At 73.5% G+C, this 18,409-nt stretch carries 20 protein-coding genes; 7 read left to right on the top strand and 13 right to left on the bottom strand.

The annotated features are described in order from the left end of the window. Positions 1-1,734, bottom strand: a complete 1,734-nt coding sequence (locus tag FL583_RS19745) for a thiamine pyrophosphate-dependent enzyme (protein WP_142706160.1) — start codon at positions 1,732-1,734, stop codon at positions 1-3. A 155-nt stretch (positions 1,735-1,889) separates the two neighbouring features. Between FL583_RS19745 and FL583_RS19740 the strand changes: the two genes are divergently transcribed. Beyond that, entirely contained in the window at positions 1,890-2,927 is a 1,038-nt protein-coding gene (locus FL583_RS19740) for a thiamine ABC transporter substrate-binding protein (RefSeq protein ID WP_142706159.1), read from the top strand. Positions 2,928-2,935: 8 nt separating this feature from the next. Here the strand turns inward: FL583_RS19740 and FL583_RS19735 are convergent, their stop codons facing one another. The 4 genes from FL583_RS19735 to FL583_RS19720 all read right to left on the bottom strand — a co-directional run bounded on the left by FL583_RS19735 (position 2,936) and on the right by FL583_RS19720 (position 6,512). Further along, entirely contained in the window at positions 2,936-4,210 is a 1,275-nt protein-coding gene (locus FL583_RS19735) for an MFS transporter (RefSeq protein ID WP_205752285.1), read from the bottom strand. A gap of 43 nt (positions 4,211-4,253) precedes the next feature. Continuing rightward, a complete protein-coding gene (locus tag FL583_RS19730) occupies positions 4,254-5,216 on the bottom strand; it encodes an alpha/beta hydrolase (protein WP_142706158.1) in 963 nt (320 codons plus the stop codon). Between the two features lie 136 nt (positions 5,217-5,352). Next, positions 5,353-5,742 (bottom strand): YybH family protein, encoded by a 390-nt coding sequence (locus tag FL583_RS19725; RefSeq protein WP_142706157.1) that lies wholly within the window; start codon positions 5,740-5,742, stop codon positions 5,353-5,355. Positions 5,743-5,768: 26 nt separating this feature from the next. Continuing rightward, positions 5,769-6,512 carry a hemerythrin domain-containing protein gene (locus tag FL583_RS19720; protein ID WP_142706156.1) on the bottom strand — a complete coding sequence of 248 codons (744 nt, stop codon included), beginning with the start codon at positions 6,510-6,512 and terminating at the stop codon, positions 5,769-5,771. An 89-nt stretch (positions 6,513-6,601) separates the two neighbouring features. Here FL583_RS19720 and FL583_RS40995 point away from each other — a divergent pair, with 89 nt between their 5' ends. From FL583_RS40995 to FL583_RS19700, 5 genes are all read left to right on the top strand, one after another. Next, positions 6,602-7,186, top strand: coding sequence for a hypothetical protein (locus FL583_RS40995; protein WP_205752284.1), 585 nt, complete (start codon positions 6,602-6,604; stop codon positions 7,184-7,186). Beyond that, positions 7,183-7,638 carry a helix-turn-helix transcriptional regulator gene (locus FL583_RS40990; RefSeq protein WP_205752283.1) on the top strand — a complete coding sequence of 152 codons (456 nt, stop codon included), beginning with the start codon at positions 7,183-7,185 and terminating at the stop codon, positions 7,636-7,638. The genes FL583_RS40995 and FL583_RS40990 overlap by 4 nt, the downstream gene beginning before the upstream one ends. 131 nt (positions 7,639-7,769) lie before the next feature. After that, the gene (locus FL583_RS19710) at positions 7,770-8,216 is read left to right on the top strand and encodes a hypothetical protein (RefSeq protein ID WP_142706155.1); all 447 of its coding nucleotides are present in this window, start codon (positions 7,770-7,772) and stop codon (positions 8,214-8,216) included. Positions 8,217-8,280: 64 nt separating this feature from the next. Beyond that, positions 8,281-8,970, top strand: a complete 690-nt coding sequence (locus FL583_RS19705; RefSeq protein WP_142706154.1) for a response regulator transcription factor — start codon at positions 8,281-8,283, stop codon at positions 8,968-8,970. Beyond that, on the top strand, positions 8,967-10,301 hold the full coding sequence (locus FL583_RS19700; protein WP_142706153.1) for a sensor histidine kinase: 1,335 nt from the start codon (positions 8,967-8,969) through the stop codon (positions 10,299-10,301). The genes FL583_RS19705 and FL583_RS19700 overlap by 4 nt, the downstream gene beginning before the upstream one ends. A 7-nt stretch (positions 10,302-10,308) precedes the next feature. Here FL583_RS19700 and FL583_RS19695 read toward each other — a convergent pair whose 3' ends face one another. Beyond that, positions 10,309-10,596: an antibiotic biosynthesis monooxygenase family protein gene (locus FL583_RS19695; RefSeq protein WP_205752282.1), complete on the bottom strand. Its 288-nt coding sequence runs from the start codon at positions 10,594-10,596 to the stop codon at positions 10,309-10,311. An 80-nt stretch (positions 10,597-10,676) separates the two neighbouring features. Between FL583_RS19695 and FL583_RS19690 the strand changes: the two genes are divergently transcribed. Further along, positions 10,677-11,288, top strand: coding sequence for a TetR family transcriptional regulator (locus FL583_RS19690; protein ID WP_142706151.1), 612 nt, complete (start codon positions 10,677-10,679; stop codon positions 11,286-11,288). Here the strand turns inward: FL583_RS19690 and FL583_RS19685 are convergent. The 7 genes from FL583_RS19685 to FL583_RS19655 are packed head-to-tail and all read right to left on the bottom strand — an operon-like array spanning position 11,255 to position 18,356. Further along, a complete protein-coding gene (locus FL583_RS19685) occupies positions 11,255-12,373 on the bottom strand; it encodes a P1 family peptidase (protein WP_142706150.1) in 1,119 nt (372 codons plus the stop codon). The genes FL583_RS19690 and FL583_RS19685 overlap by 34 nt on opposite strands. Further along, positions 12,370-13,545: a M20 family metallopeptidase gene (locus FL583_RS19680; protein WP_142706149.1), complete on the bottom strand. Its 1,176-nt coding sequence runs from the start codon at positions 13,543-13,545 to the stop codon at positions 12,370-12,372. The genes FL583_RS19685 and FL583_RS19680 overlap by 4 nt, the downstream gene beginning before the upstream one ends. Positions 13,546-13,557: 12 nt before the next feature. Then, positions 13,558-14,289 carry an SDR family NAD(P)-dependent oxidoreductase gene (locus FL583_RS19675; RefSeq protein ID WP_142706148.1) on the bottom strand — a complete coding sequence of 244 codons (732 nt, stop codon included), beginning with the start codon at positions 14,287-14,289 and terminating at the stop codon, positions 13,558-13,560. Further along, positions 14,286-15,704 (bottom strand): aldehyde dehydrogenase family protein, encoded by a 1,419-nt coding sequence (locus FL583_RS19670; protein ID WP_142706147.1) that lies wholly within the window; start codon positions 15,702-15,704, stop codon positions 14,286-14,288. Before FL583_RS19670 ends, FL583_RS19675 begins: the two co-directional genes overlap by 4 nt. Next, entirely contained in the window at positions 15,704-16,606 is a 903-nt protein-coding gene (locus FL583_RS19665) for an ABC transporter ATP-binding protein (protein WP_170323747.1), read from the bottom strand. Before FL583_RS19665 ends, FL583_RS19670 begins: the two co-directional genes overlap by 1 nt. Continuing rightward, the gene (locus FL583_RS19660; RefSeq protein ID WP_142706146.1) at positions 16,603-17,562 is read right to left on the bottom strand and encodes an ABC transporter ATP-binding protein; all 960 of its coding nucleotides are present in this window, start codon (positions 17,560-17,562) and stop codon (positions 16,603-16,605) included. The genes FL583_RS19665 and FL583_RS19660 overlap by 4 nt, the downstream gene beginning before the upstream one ends. Next, positions 17,559-18,356, bottom strand: a complete 798-nt coding sequence (locus FL583_RS19655) for an ABC transporter permease (protein ID WP_142706203.1) — start codon at positions 18,354-18,356, stop codon at positions 17,559-17,561. The genes FL583_RS19660 and FL583_RS19655 overlap by 4 nt, the downstream gene beginning before the upstream one ends. Positions 18,357-18,409 lie beyond the last annotated feature (53 nt).

Genomic DNA, 18,409 nt, shown 5'->3' with positions numbered 1-18,409 from the left:
TCAGTGCGGGATGTTGCGGAGGTTCTGCCGGGCCAGCTCGATCGCCTCGCCCACCCCGCCGCCGAGCACCGTCTTGCCCAGCGACAGCGCGAATCCCCTGGTCTCGGCGATGGTCACGTGCGACGGCACCTCCAGAGCGTCGGGCGTGGTGACGACGTCGAGAAGCGCCGGGCCGTCGTGCGCGAGCCATTTCTCGACCGCTCCGGTCAGATTAGCGGGGTCGGTGACGCGCTCGGCGTAGAGGCCCGCGGCGGCGGCGATCGCGGCGAAGTCGACCGGTTCGTGGTCGGTCTCGAACGGCGGGTCGCCGGCGACCATCATCTCCAGCCGCACCATGCCGAGGCTGGAGTTGTTGAAGACGACGGTCTTCACCGGGAGCCGGTGCCGCCTGACCGTGAGCAGCTCGCCCAGCAGCATCGCCAGACCGCCGTCGCCGGAGAACGAGACGACCTGGCGGCCGGGCGCGGCGAACTGCGCGCCGATCGCCATCGGAAGCGCGTTGGCCATCGACCCGTGGACGAACGAGCCGAGGATCCGGCGCTGCCCGGTGGGCGTCAGGTACCTGGCCGCCCAGGTGCAGCACATGCCAGTGTCGACGGTGAAGACGGCGTCCGGGGCGGCGGCCCGGTCCACGACGCGGGCCAGGTACTCGGGGTGGATCGGGATGCGCTGGTGGTGCTCGCCGGTGTACGCCTCGACCGCGGTGCGCAGCGTGTGCTCGGTGTGGCGCAGCATCGTGTCGAGGAACTTCCGCCCGGTGCGCTGTTCCAGCAGCGGCAACAGCGCGCGCAGCGTCAGCCCGACGTCCGCGGCCACGCCCTGCACCAGCGGCGTCCGACGCCCGAGCCGGGCCGGGTCGCGGTCGACCTGGACCGTCCGGGCGCCGGGCAGGAAGTCGTCGTAGGGGAAGTCGGTGCCGAGCAGCAGGACGAGGTCGGCCTCGTGCAGCGCCTCGTAGCAGGCGCCATAGCCGAGCAGCCCGGTCATGCCGACGTCGAACGGGTTGTCCCACCCGAAGACGTCCTTGCCGCGCAGCGTGTGCCCGATCGGGGCCTGCAGCCGCCCGGCCAGCTCGAGCACCTCGGCGCGGGCGTCCGTGCAGCCGATGCCGGCGAAGATCGCGACCTTGTCGGCCGCGGCGATCCGATCGGCCAGCTCGCGGATCTCCTCGGGGTCGGGAGCGGTCCGCGGGGCGGAGGTGACCAGCCGCTCCGGCCGGTCGTGCTCCACCGCGTCGGCGGCCAGGACGTCGCCGGGGAGCACGAGCACCGAGGCGCCGCTCTTCCCGACCGCGTTCTGGACCGCCAGCCGGGACAGCCGGGCCATCTGCTCGGGGTGGGCGACCGTCTCGCAGTAATGGCTGGCCGGGGCGAACAGCGCCTCGGGCTTGGTCTCCTGGAAGAACCCGCTGCCGATCTGCCGTGACGCGATGTGCGAGGCGAGCGCGAGGACCGGCGCACCCGACCGGTGCGCGTCGAGCACGCCCTGGATCAGGTGCGTGTTGCCCGGCCCGCAACTGCCGGCGCAGACCGCCAGCCGACCGGTGACCTGCGCTTCGGCCGACGCCGCGAACGCGGCCGCCTCCTCGTTGTGGACGTGCACCCACTCCAGCCGGCCGCTGCGCCGGACCGCGTCGCTGAACGCGTTGAGGCTGTCGCCGACGATGCCGTAGATGCGGCGCACGCCGGCCTCGGCGAGAAAGGCGACGAGTTGATCGGCGACAGTGTGGCTCACGCGATGCTCCCTCCGGCGGCGGCTGACGACCTAAGCCAAACCCAGCGATGGGCCCGACGCATCCGTCATCTGACCCAAGGCGAACGCGAAGCCCTGGACCGCGCTCGCCCGGGAGTTAGCATGGCCCGCGCCGACGAGCGACCGGAGGACTCGAGTTGAAACGGCTGGTCGCACTGCTCTGTGTGACGGCGGTGCTGGCGATCTGTTCGTGCTCGTCGCCGGACGCCGATCCCACGGTCGTCACGCTGCTCACCCACGACTCGTTCCGGATCAGCCCGGGCGTGCTGGCCGACTTCGAGCACCGCAGCGGCCTGAAGGTCCGGGTGCTGCGCTCCGGGGACGCCGGAACGCTGGTCAACCAGGCCGTCCTGAGCAAGGGTCACCCGCAGGGCGACGTGCTGTACGGCGTCGACAACACGTTCCTCTCCCGGGCGGTCCGGGCCGGGATCTTCACGCCGTACCGGGCGCCGACCGCGACCCAGGTCCCGCGCGCCTTCGACCTCGACCCGGCCGTCACGCCGATCGACTACGGCGACGTGTGCGTCAACTACGACAAGGCCTGGTACACCGCGCACCGGCTGGCGCCCCCGCGGACGTTCGAGGACCTGACCGCGCCGGCCTACCGGAACCAACTGGTGGTCGAGAACCCGGCCACGTCCTCGCCGGGGCTGGCGTTCCTCCTCGGCACGATCGCCTCCTTCGGCGAGGCGGGGTGGACGGGCTGGTGGAAACGCCTGCGGGCGAACGGGGCGCTGGTGACCGACACCTGGGCCGAGGCCTACCGTCAGCGGTTCACCGTCGGCTCCGGGGGCCAGGGCAACCGTCCGCTGGTCGTCTCGTACGCGTCCAGCCCACCGGCCGAGGTGCTGTACGCGGCCGAGCGCCCGGCGACCGCGCCCTCCGGCGTCCTCGTCGACACCTGCTTCCGGCAGATCGAGTTCGCCGGTCTGCTGGCCGGGGCGAAGAATTCGGCCGGTGGCCGCAAGCTCGTCGACTTCCTGCTCTCGGCCGAGTTCCAGCGGGACCTGCCGCTGCAGGAGTTCGTGCTCCCGGTCCTGCCGGGCACCCCGCTACCGCGCGAGTTCACCGCCTACGCGACGCTCCCGGCCCGGCCGCTCACGCTGCCGGCCGGGGAGATCGACGCGCACCGGGACGCCTGGATCTCCCGGTGGACGGCCTCCGTCCTGCGCTGACCCGCCGGTCACCGCGGGAGGTCGGCGTAGGCCGCGTCGGGGTGCGGTGGCGTGTGGACGCGTCCCGCGACGAGTGCGGCCACCAGGCAGGCCGCGGCCCCCACCCAGAGCGCCGCCCGGGGCCCACCGGCCGAGACGATCCAGCCGGTCAAGACGCTGCCGATCGGGGTGGTCCCGAGGTAGACGAACACCCAGAGCGCCATGACGCGGCCGCGGAACTCCGACGACGAGTGCAGCTGCAGCGTCGTCGAGCAGAGCGTGACGAACGAGAACGCGGCCACGCCGGTGACCAGCAGGCTCGCGCAGGCCACGACGACCCCCGGGGCCACCGCGGTCAGCGCCAGCCCGACGCCGAACGCCGCGGCCGCCGCGACCAGGTACGGGCGGCGCGGATGCCGGACCAGCCCGACCGCCAGCGACCCGGCCACCGATCCGATGCTCAGCATCGTCGAGAGCAGGCTGTACGTGCCGCCGCCGCCGTGCAAGGTCCGGTCGGCCAGCACCGGCAGGACGACCGCGAAGTTGAACGCGAACAGGCCGACCAGCGCCATCATCGTCAGCGGGAGCCAGAGTTGCTGCCGGCCACGGGCGTAGGTCAGCGCGGCTCCGACGCCCGCGCGGCCGGCCGGACGGCGTCCGGCCGACCGCGGCCGGACGAACAGCAACGCGACGATGACCGCGAGGTAGGAGATCGCGTTCACCGCGAAGCAGGGTGTCGTCCCCACGGTGACGATCAGCGCGCCGGCCAGCGCGGGCCCGATCACCCGCGCGCCGTTGACGACGACGCCGTTGAGGCTGACCGCGCTGGCCAGGTCGTCCGGCGGGACGAGCGCGCTGACGAAGGCCTGGCGGGCCGGCGAGTCCGGAATCGACACCAGCCCGGCGACGACGTTGATCGCGACGATGGCCGCCACCGACGCGTGCCCGGACGCGGCGAGGGCCCAGAGCAGCCCGGCGCAGACCGCGTAGGCGGCCTGGGTGGCCAGCAGCAGCCGGCGCAGGTCGATCCGGTCGGCCAGCGCACCGCCCCACGGGCCGAGCAGCAGCGACGGGATGCCGCCGGCCGCCAGCACCAGGCCCAGCGCGCTCGCCGAGTGCGTGAGCTGCAGAACCAGCCAGCCGATCGCGGTCTGCTGCAGGAACGTGCCGCTGGCCGAGGCGACCTGGCCGGCGAAGTACAGCCGGAACGGCCGCGACCCGAGCGCCCGGAACGTCCCCCGCCGCCGGGCCGCGGGCTCGGCCGGGGCCGTCTCCGGCATCACGCTCAGCCCGTCACGATCCACGGTCGGCATCCTCCTCCGCCCTACCTCCGATCACGAGGGTGGATCAGGCGCTCAGCGCCGCCTTCAGGAACGCGACGGCCTGGGCGAGGGCGGCCTTCGACGCCTCGGTGCCGTGCAGCGAGTTGACCATCACGAAGTCGTGGATGATCGCCGAGTACGTCACGTGGGTGACCGGGACCCCGGCCGCGCGCAGCTTGTCGGCGTAACCGGCGCCGTCGTCGTGCAGGACGTCCTCCAGCGCGTTGATGATCAGCGCCGGGGGCAGGTCGCGCAGCTGCTCGGGGGTGGCCCGCAGCGGCGACGCGGTGATCTGGGCGCGGTCGTCCGCGCTGGTCGTGTACTGGTCCCAGAACCACTGCATGCCGGTCCGGGTGAGCCAGTAGCCGTCGGCCCAGCGGTGGTAGGAGTCGGTGTCGAAGCCGGCGTCGGTGACCGGGTAGAACAGCGCCTGGGCCCGGAACGAGACGTCGCCGCGCTCCTTGGCCATCAGGGTCAGCGCGATCGCCATGTTGCCGCCGACCGAGTCGCCGCTGATCGCGATCCGGGTGGGGTCGAGGTCCTCGTCGGCGCCGTGCTTCGCGACCCAGGTGGCCACCGCGTACGACTGCTCGTTCGCCACCGGGTACTGCGCCTCCGGGGCCCGGTCGTACTCGGGGAACACCACCGCCGCCCCGGTGCCGACGGCGAGGTCGCGGACGAGCCGGTCGTGCGTGTGGGCGTCGCCGAACACCCAGCCGGCGCCGTGCGTGTAGAGCACCACCGGCAGTGGCCCGGTCGCGCCCTTCGGCGTGACGATGCGGGCCTTCACCGAGCCGGTCGGACCGCCCTCGACCGTGATCCACTTGTCGTCGATCTCGGGCTTCTCGATCGGGCTGTCCTGCACGCCGTCGACGGCCTTGCGCCCCTCGGCGGGGTCCATCTCGTACAGGAACGGAGGCTCGGCGGTCGCCTCGGCGAACTGCTGGGCAGCCGGCTCCAGTGAGACGTGGTGGGGGTTTGCGGGCATGGCGAGGCTCCCTGGTCGGTGGGTCGGAGGTTTCGCGACGCCGGTTCGCGTCGAGAACGAAACCGAGCATGACCGCACCGACCGTCGGGAAGCGCCCGTCGGATTACTGCCATTCCGGCCCGCCGGGCGCGGATTCTCACGTCCGCGCGTCGGCGAAAGGGTGGTCGACGACGTACTTCCAGCGGCCGTCGGGCTGGCGGCGGAGGATCTCGGCGGTGACGCCGGTCAGCTCGACGGGCCTCCCCTCGGGGTCGCGGCCGCCGTCCATCGTGAACGCGACGCTGCTGAACGCGAGGTCGCCCGCGACCAACCAGTGACGCGGGGTGAAGCGGAGCTTCCCGCCCAGGCCGAGGAAGCCGGCCAGGGCGGCCTCGATCGCCGCGTGCCCGTGAATGGGCTCGGCGCCGGGCCCGGGAACGATCACCGCGCCGGGTTCGTACATCTCCATCAGCCGCGGTAGGTCGCCGGCGTTGAAGGCGTCGCCCCACTGCTCGTTGAACTCGTGGGGACGGATCGCTTCGGACATGACTGACTCCATTCTCTCGACGAACTTCAGGGCTTGGCGGTGCCGTGGACGGCCTTGGCCCGGCGGGCGTAGAGGCGCGGGGCGACCAGCGGCAGGAGCGTGCGCGGAACCGGCGGCGCGCTCGCGACCATCGCGCGGAGCACCTCGGGCTCCCCCTCGTAGGCGAACATGCCGAACGCCAAGGCCAGCGCGGGCTTGGGCATCGCCGCGACCGCCGCCTCGCCGATCGCGTGCCACTCGCCCTCCGTGAGCGCGCCGGCGGCCAGCGGCAGCAGCGCACGCTCCTCCAGGTCGAGGTGGTCCTTCAGCACCGCGTGCAGGTGCTCCAGCGCGGCCGCGAGCTGCTCGCGACGCCCGGCGTCGGGCGCCTGCGCCCACGCGTCGAGCAGCTCCTCTCCGCGACGCAACGCGACGTCGATCTCGACGTGCTGCGCCTCGACGTCGTCGATCAACCGGTGGGCCGAGGCGGACGTCCGGGCCCGCAACGTGGGCCAGAGCAGCTCGTCCTCGCCGGCGTGATGGTGATGGAGCAGCTCGGTGAGGAACCGGAGGTGACCGGAGACGACCCGGGCCCGTCTCCGGTCGCCGGCCTCGGTGCGCCGGACCGCCGCCGGGGCGAGCCGGAACTCGCGCAGCATCGCGGTGTGCACGACGATCATGTCCCGGACGTCGACGAGGACCCGTTCGGAGCCTCCCCCGTCGCAGTTCCAGCCGGCGTCGCCGGGGCTCCAGTAGCAGCGGTTGGTGTGGTGGTGCGTCTCGGTGGTCATGGCAAGAACGGTCGCTGTTCGCGGCCGCGGCGAACATCCCAGAAAGCTGGGGTCTATGCCCCGACGGCAACGTCCGTCACGATCGGAGCATGCCCAGACCCCTGGCCGACCGGCTCCGCGCGGCCACCGCCACCTGCCCGGACGTCGAGACCTTGGCCCGGGTCGTGTTCGAGACGATCGCGCCGGACGTTCCGTTCGACTTCGCCTGCCTGGCCACCACCGACCCCGCCAGCGAGCTGATCACCCGGGCCTTCAAGTCCCGGCCGGTGGACATCGGCGACGAGGACTTCGCCGCCGCCGAGTACGGAGCGCCCGACGTCAACCAGTTCGCCGAGCTGGCCCGAAGACCGGCGCCGGTCGGCGTGCTCTCGCTCGACACCCGGGGCGAGCCCGGCCGCTGCCGACGCTTCCGCGAGTTCATGGCCCCGGTCTTCGGCTTCACCGACGAGCTCCGGCTGGCCTGCCGGGCCCGCAACACCACCTGGGGCGCCCTCGCGCTCTACCGCGGACCCGGCGAGCCGGCCTTCACCCAGGCCGACGCCGACCTGCTGGTGCCGGTCCACGAACTGATCGCCGAGCAACTGCAACGCGTCCTCTTCGCCGGGAACGCACCGGGCCCGTCCGCCGAGGCCGCCGTCCTCCTCGTCGGCGCCGACGACACGGTGACGACATGACCGCGGCCGCCCGGGCGCAGATCGACGACCTCGGTAGCTGGGACAACGGGTCGCTGCCGGCGAACGTCCTCGCGGTCGTGGCGCTGGCCCGGTCCGGCGGCCGGCCCGCCGAAACCCGGGTGCTGGCCCGCACCGGCCGCTGGCTCGCCCTCCGGGCGATGGCTCTGAGCGGCCACGGCGACGGCCACGGCCACGGCGCCGGCCGGTCCGTCGTCGTCACGATCGATCCGGCCGCGCAGGCGGCCATCGGCCAGATGGCGCTGGCCGCCCGCGGGCTCACCGCCCGCGAGCAAGACGTCGCCCAGCTCGTCCTCCGGGGCGCGTCGACGCAGGCCATCGCGTCCGCACTGTTCCTCTCGCCGCACACCGTGCAGGACCATCTGAAGGCGATCTTCGACAAGCTGGGGGTCCGCAGCCGCCGCGAGATGATCGCCCAGCTCGTCCTGGCCTGACGACCGGACCCAGGCCCCCGCCGAGGGGCTGTAAGGCGTCTCCAAGGTTTCTCCACGGCCGTCGGAAGGTGCGGTTGCTCTCCTCGAGAGGGCGCCGGAACCGGTCCGGCGCGCGACGAAGGAGGACTCGCATGCGCCGACGTATCCGTCTGGCGGTCGTCGGGGTGGCGCTCATCGCGTCCGGCCTCGCGGCCGTCCCGGCCTCTGCCGGGGTCGTCTCCGGCAAACCCGTCCCGACCGCGACCGGCGACGTCTCCCCGAAGCCCGATCCCCCGAAGCAGAGCGACGATCAACTGCGGAAGCAGAAGCAGCGCGAGCTCGGGCGCCGGCCGAAGCATGCGGGCGGAGTGAGCGACGCCCAGCTGGCCGACCTGGCCCGCCGGCTCGGGGTCTCGACGCCCCGGCTGATCCGCGCGCTGAGCCACGCGAAGAGGACGACGAAGGACCCGGAACGGCTGAGCCGGTCCACCGTCGCCACCTTCGCCCGCGAACTGGGCATCTCCCGGGCCCAGGCCCGGAAGGTGCTCACGTTCGTCTTCGTGTCCCCGGAGAAGCCGGACAAGTACGCGAAGGCCTGAGCGGACGGTCCGGCCCCCGGGCCGGACCTCCCGCCGGCCGCGACGGAGTGGGATGGTGATCCGGATGCCCCAGACGGAGCCCCACCGGCTGCTGGTGGTCGACGACGACGAGTCGGTCCGCCGATCGCTGACCCGCGCGCTGCGACGGGACGGCTTCGACGTCACCGAGGCGGCCGACGGCCTCGCGGCGCTGCGGGAGGTGGCCCGGGTCCGCCCGGCCGCCGTGGTCCTCGACGTCCTGATGCCCGAGCCCAACGGGCTCGAGGTGTGCCGCCGGGTCCGGGCCCGCGGCGACGCCACCCCGATCCTCATGCTGACCGCCCGCGACCTGGTCGACGACCGGGTCGCCGGACTGGACGCCGGGGCCGACGACTACCTGGTCAAGCCGTTCGCGCTGGACGAGTTACGGGCCCGGCTGCGCGCGTTGCTCCGGCGCGCGGGAACGACCACGGAGGTGCTGCGCCACGGCGATCTGGAGCTGGACCTCACCGCGTGCCGGGCCACCCGGAACGGCCGGCCGGTGAGCCTGACCCGGACCGAGTACGCGCTGCTGGAGCTGTTCCTGCGCAACCCCGGCCGGGTGCTGAGCCGCCGGACGATCTTCGAGTCGGTGTGGGGCTACGACTTCGGCCCGGGCTCGACCGGGCTCTGGGTCTACGTCAGCTATCTCCGGGCGAAGCTGGAGGCCGACGGCGAGGCGCGGGTGATCCAGACCGTCCGCGGTCTCGGGTACGTGCTCCGGGACGACCCGTGAACCTGCGCACCCGCGTCGGGCTGGCCGGTGGCCTGGTCGTGCTCGCCGCGATGACCGTGGCGTCCGTCGTCGTCGGGCGCGCCGTCGACACGACGCTGCACCGCCAGCTGGACGCGTCCCTGGTCGACGCGGCGGCGACCGGACCGGCCGCGGCGCTGAAGATCAAGACCGAGAACTCCGACGACACGCCGTCGGACCAGCAGATCCGGATCACCGACCCGGTCCGGTTCGGTTCGACGTTCCTGCAGATCGTTCCGCCCCCGGACGACGCCGACCCGTCGGACTTCGCGCCGGCCGACGACCGCGACCGCGCCGTGGCGGCCGGCGACGCGAGACCGTACTTCCGGGACATCACCTATCACGGGGTGGCCTACCGGCTGTACACCGCAGCACTCGACGGCAGCCCGGGGGCGCTCGTGCGGGTGGCCCGCCCGATCTCCGAGCAGACCTCCACCGCGCGGGCGGTCTGGCTGCTGCTCGCCGCGCTGACCGCGGTCAGCACCGTCGGCGCGACCGCGCTCGCCCGCCTGTCGGCGGGACGCGTCCTCCGTCCGGTCGTCCGGCTCACCAGGACCGTGGAGCACATCGCTCACAGCGGCGACCTCGACGTCCGGATCGGCTCGTCCGGATCGGACGAGGTCGGCCGCCTCGCGGCCGCGTTCACGACGATGACGGCCAACCTCAGCGCGTCGATCACCGCGCAGCGCCAGTTGGTGGCGGACGCCTCGCACGAGCTACGCACGCCGCTGACCAGCCTCGGCACGAACCTCGAGCTGCTCGACGAAGGCGGGACCGGCGATCCCCAGGCGCCGGAGCTGATCCGGGACGCCCGGGACCAGACGGCCGAGCTCACCGCGCTGGTGAACGACCTGGTCGACCTGGCCCGGTACGGCCAGGTCGAGACCCACACCGAGGACGTGCGCCTCGACCTGCTGGTCGCCGACCTGCTCGCCCGGGCCGGTCGCGTGACGGTCGATTCCGCGCTCGACGAGTGCGTCGTGCACGCCGACCCGGACGCGCTGCAGCGGGCGGTCGGGAACCTGCTCGACAACGCGGTCAAATGGAGTCCGCCGGCGGGCCGGATCCGGGTGACGGTGAGCACCGCGCCGGGCCTCGCGGAAGTTGCGGTCAGCGACGAGGGGCCGGGGATCCCCGAGGCCGACCGGCCGTTCGTCTTCGACCGGTTCTACCGGTCGCCGCGGGATCGGACGCTGCCCGGCTCGGGGCTCGGGCTGGCGATCGTCCGGCGGGTGGCCGAGGCCCACGGCGGCAGCGTCCGCGCCGAGCCCCTGGCGACCGGCACCCGCCTGGTGCTGAGCCTTCCCGCCTAGGCCGCGCCTAGGCGACGACTTCGACGTGCTGGACGGCGGCCGGGCCGGCGACGTGCGGGGCGATCGCCGCGCGCCAGCGGGCCCAGTCCTCGGTCTCGCGGTAGCGCTCGTGGGCCGCGAGGTCGGTCCATTCGACGAGGAGCACGAAGTTGGTGGGGGTCTCGACGCCCTGGGTGACGCGCACCGAGAGCATCTCCGCGACCGGCGCGTTCGCCGCGAAGGCGGTGACGTGCGCGTCGACGAAGTCCTTCTCATTGCCCGGTTTCACGGTGATGGCGGCGATTTCGAGAATCATGCCCTCACGGTAGCACCTGATGTCGCGCCGCGACATCACCAATGTCGCCCCGCGACATCGGAACAGGTAGCCTCGACCCCATGCCCCGGTGGGAACACGGCAGTGCGGACCGGCTGAAACAGGCCGCGATGGAGCTCTTCGAAGAACAGGGCTTCGACGCCACCAGCGCCGTACAGATCGCCGACCGCGCCCGGGTCACCACCCGGACGTTCTTCCGCTACTTCCCCGACAAGGAAGAAGTCCTCTTCGCCGACGCCGAGGCGCTCAACGAGGCCCTCACCCAGAAGCTGCTCCAGACCCCGGACGTCGCGAAGCCGCTGCCGGCCATCCTGCGCACGCTGGCCGGCTACGACTGGGCGAGCCTCGGCCCGCTGGACGTCCAGCGCCGGCGGGCCGCGCTGATCGCCTCCGACCCGCTGCTGCTGGAACGGGACCTCGTCAAACAACAGCAACTGGCCGACGGGTTCCGCAACGCGCTGAGCCGGCGCGGGGTCGACCCGGAGGTCGCCGAACTCGCGGCCAACACGGCGACCCAGGTGTTCCGCATCGCCTATCGGCAGTGGCTGGACGGCAACGGGGACCCCACGCTGGCCGCGGCGACCGACACCGCGATGTCGCTGCTCGCGACGATCGTTCCCCGGACCCGGCGAGTCGCGAATCAGCGCACGGCGCTGGGAAAGACCGACGAGTAGCTGGGCCACGAACCCGCGCTGGTGGTGACCGGCTCGGCGGCCAGCAGCGCCCGGACCACCGCCCGCGAGACGCATCGCGCCGCGGCGTCCAGAAGTTCGTAGTGCAGGGGCAGGTCCGGCGCGGGACGCGTCGCCGTGGACGCGCCGAAGATCGTGTCGCCGTCGAAGAGCGTGTGGGCCGGGTCGATCGCGCGGGCCAGGCCGTCCTGCCCGACCCCGGCGAGCTTGGTGCACTGGGCCTTGGTCAGCGTCAGGTCGGTGGCGACCAGGCCGAGCGTGGTGTTCTGCACGACGGTCGGGGGCAGGAAATGGGGCGGCACCCAGGCCCGGGCCTCGGCCTGGTCCGGCCGGCGCAGCCGGACGTCGCCCGGCGCCAGCAGACGCGCGGCCAGCGGCTCGCCGGTCGCCGGGTCCACACAGGTGCCGTGCGAGTTGAGGACGACCAGCGCGGCGACGGTGGCGCCGCCGGACAGGACCGCGCTGGCCGAGCCGATCCCACCCTTCAGCCCGCCCGCCAGCGTGCCGGCGCCGGCGCCGACCACGCCCATCGTGACGGCGGTGCCCGGTTCGGCGGCCAGCGCGACCCGGGCCGCGGCGACCCCCTCCGCGTGGCCGGGGCGCCGGCCGAAATCGCCACCGCGGCCCAGGTCGAAGACGACGGCGGACGGCACGATCGGGACGACCTCCCCCGGCCGGTCGCCGACCGGGAATCCGATCCCGCGCTCGCCGAGCAGGTCGGCGACGCCCGAGGCGGCCGCGAGCCCGTAGGCGCTGCCTCCGCTGAACACGATCGCGTGCACGCGCTCGACCGAGGCCCGCGGATCGAGCAGGTCGGTCTCCCGGGTACCCGGCCCGCCGCCGCGCACGTCGACGCCCGCGACCAGGCCACCCTCGGGCGCGAGCACCACGGTGGTGCCGCTCAGCCACCCGGCCCCGATCCGGGTCTCGTGCCCGACGCGCACCCCGGCGACGTCGCTGAGCGAGTTGGTCGGCCCGGAACCGCGGTGCCCGTAGCGGGCCACCCTCGCCGACGGCCCGGAGGCCGCGGCGGCAGAAGGCCCCGCCGCCGCGCCGGACGTGGTCATTCGCCGGTCAGGAAGCGCCTGGCCGCTTCGGTGTAGACGTTCATACTGGTCACGATCTCATCCACCGCGACGAACTCGTCGGCCTGGTGGGCGATCCACTTCCCGCCGGGCCCGTAGACCACCGACGGGATCGACGCGTCCCGGAACAGGATCGTGCCGTCGGTCGTCCCCGGGACGCCACCGATCCGCCCGGGCTCGCCGGTGACGGCCTGGTGCGCGCCCAGCACGGCCGCCGCGATCGGGGAGTCGGCCGGGATCTCCACCGGCGGCCGGTCGTCCACGACCTCCACCGACGCCGTCACGCCGTGGGCCTCCCCGGCCGCCGACGCCAGCGCGCCCACCCGGGCGATCACCTCGGCGTGGTCGACGCCGGGCACCGACCGGACGTCGAGGTGGACGAACGCCTCGGCTGGGATCACGTTGCCCTGCTCGCGCCGCCCGGCCTGGACGACGGTCGGCGTCAGGTAGACCCGGCCCAGGTGCTCGTGCTCGCCGAACCGCTCGCCGAGCTCGCGCTCGTACCCGGCCACGGCGGCCAGCAGCGACGCCAGCGGCAGGATCGGGTTGCGGCCCTGGTGCGGCATCGCGCCGTGGGCCATCGCGCCGCGCAACGCGACGCGCAGCCGGAGCGCGCCCTTCGCGCAGGTGCAGACCTCGCCGGCCTCCGGCTCGCAGACGATCGCCGCGTCCACCTCGGCGGCCAGCGCGCTGCGGGCGAAGTGCTTCGCGCCGAGCATCATCCCCTCCTCGTCCACCAGCGCGGCGACGACGATCCGGCCGGGGAACGGGCCGTCGAGCTGAAGGCGGCGGGTCGCGTGGATCATCGCCGCGACGCCCGACTTCATGTCGGCCGAGCCGCGCCCCCAGAGCACGCCGTCGACGATGTCGCCGCTGTACGGGTCGACGGTCCAGGTGTCCCGCTCGCCCTCGGTGACGACGTCGGTGTGCCCCTCGAACAGCAGCGTCGGGCCGGGGCCACCGCCCCCGTCGACGACCGCGATCACGTTGGGACGTCCCGGCGCGACTTCCTCGACCTGCACCGGCCAGCCGAACGACCGCATGAGCTCCTCGACGACCGCGGCGGCCGGGGCCTCGGCGGTACCGGCCTCGGGATCGTTGACCGTGCGCAGCCGCACGAGTTGCTGGGTGAGGAGGACGACGTCGTGCGTCATGGTGCGGGCCTTTCAATTGGGTGGGTCGTACCGGCCGTCCTGCGCGGTCCAGCCGCCGTCGACGGTGAGCACCGACCCGGTCACGTAGGTGCTGGCTCGTCCGGCCAGGTACACGACGGCGCCGGCCAGCTCGTCCGGGGTGGACCAGCGGCCCAGCGCGGTCTTCGCCGCGTAGGCGCCGGCCCAGTCGGGGTCGGCGCGCAACTGGTCGGTGAGCGGCGTCGCGACGACCCCCGGGCGGATCGCGTTGACCCGTACGCCGGCCGGTCCGAACTCCGCGGCCGCGGTGCGGACCAGCGACTCCAGACCCGACTTGGTGGCGGCGTACACGCCCTGACCGGGCTCGACGGTGGCGGCCCGAATCGAGGAGAAGCAGACGATGCTGCCACCGCCGGCCGCCGCCATGGCCGCCCCGAAATGCCGGATGAGCTGGAACGACGCCCGCAGGTTGAGGCCGACCACCCGGTCGAAGTCGGCGTCGGTGTAGTCGGTCAGCCGCTTCCGGACGTTGGTCGCCGGGGTGAACACCAGCACGTCGAACGGACGCCGGGCCAGTTCGACGACCGCGTCGGCGTCCAAGACGTCGAACTTCTCGACACCGTCGGACGCGTGCTGGTCGGCGCGGGTCACGGCCGCGCCGTGGTCCTCGAGCGCCTGCGCGGCCTCGAGCCCGATGCCGCTGGCCGCGCCGACGACCAGCGCGCGCCGGCCATCGAGGCGGAACAGGTCCAGGTAGGACGTCACGGCCGGATCACCGCCATCCGGGTGACGGTGAGCTCCTCGATCGCGTAGCGCGGGCCCTCCCGTCCGATCCCGGAGTCCTTCACCCCGCCGTACGGCATCGGGTCGCTGCGGAACCCGGGCAGGTCGTTGACGACCACGCCACCCACCTCCAGCCGGTGCAGTGCGGCGAAGGCGTGGGCCAGCGAACGCGTCCAGATGCTCGCGTGCAGGCCGTAGCGCGAGCGGTTGGCGGCCTGGATCGCGGTGTCCACGTCGGGCACCGACCGCACGCACACGACCGGCCCGAAGATCTCCTCGTCCCAGGCGTCGACGTCGTCGGGGACGTCGGCCAGTACGGTCGGCCGGGTGCCGTCCCCGGTGAGGACCGACGCCCCGGCGGCCACCGCGGCGTCGACCCAGGACGCCACCCGCTCGGTGGCGGCCGGGTCGATCAGCGGGGCGACGTCGGTGTCGGGTTCTCGGGGATCGCCGACCACCAGTGCCTCGACCTGGGGAGTCAGCAGTTCCAGGAACCGGTCGCGGACCGACTCGACGACGAGCACCCGCTGGACCGAGATGCAGGCCTGACCGGACGCGTAGAAGCCGCCCCGGGCCACCGCCGCGGCCGCGGCCGGCAGGTCGGCGTCCTCGGCGACGATCAGCGCGGTGGTGTTGCCCAGCTCGAGCAGCGTCTTGCGGGGCGCGACGGCGCGGGCGATCCGGTGCCCGACGAGCGCCGATCCGGTGAACGACACGGCCGCGACCCGCGGATCGGTGGTGAGCGCAGCACCGACGTCGGCGCCGCCGGTGACCAGCTGGACGGCCGCGGCCGGGACGCCGTGCTCGGCCCCCACCTCGCGCAGGAGCTGGACGAGCCGGAGCGTGGCCAGCGGTGTCTGCGGAGCCGGCTTGACGATGATCGGGCAGCCGGCCGCCAGCGCGGGGCCGATCTTGTGGGTGGCCAGCAGCAGCGGGTAGTTGAACCCGGCGATGCCGACGACGACGCCGATCGGTACCCGCAGGTAGAAGCCGACCATCCCGTCGCCGGCCGGTAGGCCGTCGAGCGGCACGGTCTCGCCGTGGATGCGGGCCGCTTCCTCGGCCGACGTGACGAGCGTCAGCAGAGTGCGGGACACCTCGGTGCGGCAGTCCTTGAGCGGCTTGCCGGTCTCCAGGACCAGTAAGCGCTCGAATTCGTCGCGGAACGCGGTGAGCCGGGCGTGCACGCCGAGCAGCACGTCGTGCCGGATTCGCGTCGGCAGGGCGGCCACCGCCGGGGCCACGTCGGCGGCGGCGTCGAGCGCGGCGCGGGCCGCGTCGAGATCGCCGACCGGAGCCTCACCGACCGGACTGCCGTCGAAAGGGAAAAGGACCGGGGACGTGGTTGCGGCCGGGCGCCAGCCGGCGCCGATCGGCAGCCCGGAAAAGTCCTCCATCACCCCTCCTCATCCTTCCGAGCGCCGACCGGAGCGCTCCCGTCAGGAGCGCTCCCGTCAGGAGCGCTCTTCTCGGGAGCGCCGCCGGCGGCGGCGACCTGGCCGGCCAGCTGTTCGGCATCCACACCGGCCAGCGCCCGCTCGATGGTCGGGATCGCCGCGACGAGCTGGCGCGTGTACGGCTGCGCGCGATCGGAGTAGACCTGCTCGGTCGTGCCCACCTCGACCAGCTCGCCGTCGCGCAGCACAGCGACCCGGTCGCAGACCCGGCGCACCACCGACAGGTCGTGCGAGACGAAGACCATCGTCAGCGCGAACTCGTCGACCAGGTCGGCGAGCAGGTTGAGGATCTGCGCCCGCACCGAGACGTCCAGGGCGCTGACCGGCTCGTCGGCGATCAGCACCGAGGGCTGCGGAGCCAGCGCGCGGGCGATCGAGATCCGCTGCCGCTGCCCGCCGGAGAACTGGTGCGGGTAGCGGTCGGCCGCACCGGCCTCCAGCCCGACCGCGGCCAGCAGCTCGCGGACCCGGCCGACCGGGTCCGGATGCCGGGTACCGATCAGCGGCTCGCTGACGATCTGCCGGACGTTCATCCGGGGGTCCAGCGAGCTCATCGGGTCCTGGAACACGACCTGCAACTGCTCGCGCAGGAACCGCAGCTGCCGTTCGCTGCGGCCGGAGACCTCCCGGCCGTCGAACCGGACCATTCCCGACGTCGGCCGGTCGAGCCCGGCGAGCAGCCGGATCAGCGTCGACTTGCCGGACCCGGACTCGCCGACGATGCCGAACCGCTCACCGCGCTCGACCGCGAAGCTCACCCCGCGCAGCGCGTGCACGGTCCGCCCGCCGAAGCGGCCCGAGCCGTAGACGCGGTGCACGTCGTCGACCTCGATCAGGCTCATGGCGTGCCCGCCGGGTGCCAGCAGGCGTATCCCCCGCCGCCGGTCGGCGTCCACTCCGGGAGCTCGGCGCAGACGTCGGTCGCGGCCGCGCACCGGGTGCGGAACACACAGCCGGCCGGGAACCGGCCGGCCCCGGGCACGCTGCCGGGGATCGTGGGCAGCCGGCCGGTGCCGTCGTCGGCGGTGAGATCGGACGCGGCGAGCAGACCGGCGGTGTAGCGGTGCCGCGGACGCCGGAACACGTCCGCCACCGGGCCGCTCTCCACGATCCGGCCGCCGTACATCACCAGCACGCGCTCGCAGATCGTCGCGACGACGGCCAGGTCGTGGGTGATGAACAGCAACGCGCTGCCGTCGTCGGCCACCGCCTGCTCGATCAGGGCCAGCATCTGCGCCTGCACGGTCACGTCCAGCGCGGTGGTCGGTTCGTCGCAGAGGATCACGGCCGGCCGGTTGGCCAGCGCGATCGCCAGCACCACCCGTTGCCGCTGACCGCCGGAGAGCTGGTGCGGGTACGCCCTCGCCGTCCGCGCAGGATCCGGCAGCCGCACCCGTTCCAGCAGCTCGACCGCGTGGGCGCGGGCGGCCGTCCGGCTGATCCGGGAGTGGATCCGCAGGACCTCGGCCACCTGGTCGCCGATCCGCTGGGTGGGGTCGAGCGAGGTCATCGGCTCTTGGAAGACCATCGTCAGCTGCTTGCCCCGGATGCGGCCCAGCTCTCGCTCCCCCGCCCCGACCAGCTCGTGGTCGACGCCGGCCAGCCGGATCGATCCCTCGGCCCGGACGCCTTCCGGCAGCAGGCCGAGCACGCTCAGCGCGGTCAGCGACTTGCCCGACCCGGACTCGCCGATCAGCCCGACGCGTTCGCCCCGGCCCAGCGTGAACGAGACGTCCCGGACCAGCGGGGTGTCCCCGGCGCCCACCGAGAGCCGGTCGACGGTCAGCACGGCGTTCATCGGCGCTGCTCCAGACGAGGGTCGAACCGGTCGCGCAGGCCGTCGCCGAGCAGGTTGAAGCCGAGTACGGCGAGCGCGATCGCCGCGGCCGGCCACAGCGAGAGCAGCGGGTCGGTGAAGATCAGCGTCTGTGCGTCCTGCAGCATCCGGCCCCACGACGGGGTGGGCGGCGGCGTGCCGAAGCCCAGGTAGGACAGGCCCGACTCGGCCAGCACGGCGATGCCGTAGGAGACCGACGCCTGCACGATCAGCACCCCGGCGATGTTCGGCAGCACGTGCCGCACCGCGATCGCCGGCGCCCGCCGCCCGGCGACCCGGGCCGCGAGCACGTACTCGCTCGCCATCACCTGCAGAGTTCCGGCCCGGGCCAGCCGGGCGAACGCCGGGGCGGTCGCGATGCCGATCGCCAGCATCGCGGTCAGCGTGCTGGCCCCGTAGACCGCGCCGAACATGACGGCCAGCAGGAGCGCCGGGAACGCCAGCAGCAGGTCGATGAACCGCCGGATCAGCTCCGAGACGATCCGGTCGGTCATCCCGGCCGCGATGCCCAGCGGCGTGCCGACGATCGCCCCGACGCCGACCGCGATCACGCCGACGAACAGCGTGGTGCGAGCGCCGACGAGCAGCTGGCTGAAGACGTCCCGGCCGAGCGTGTCGGTGCCCAGCCAGTGCGTCCCGCTCGGGCCCCGCAGTCGGACCGCGGCGTCGACGTCCGTCGGGTCGAACGGCGTCCAGACGAACGAGACGAGGGCCGCGAGCAGCACCAGACCGACGATCACCGCACCGACGACCATCGTCGGCGCACGCCGACGGCGCCGGGGCCGGGGCCGGGACAGGCGGACGGAAT

The sequence above is a fragment of the Cryptosporangium phraense genome, assembly GCF_006912135.1.
GTDB classification, from domain to species: Bacteria; Actinomycetota; Actinomycetes; order Mycobacteriales; family Cryptosporangiaceae; genus Cryptosporangium; species Cryptosporangium phraense.
The sequence above is the reverse complement of the archived record's forward strand: the minus strand, read 5'-3'. Positions and strand labels throughout refer to the sequence as shown.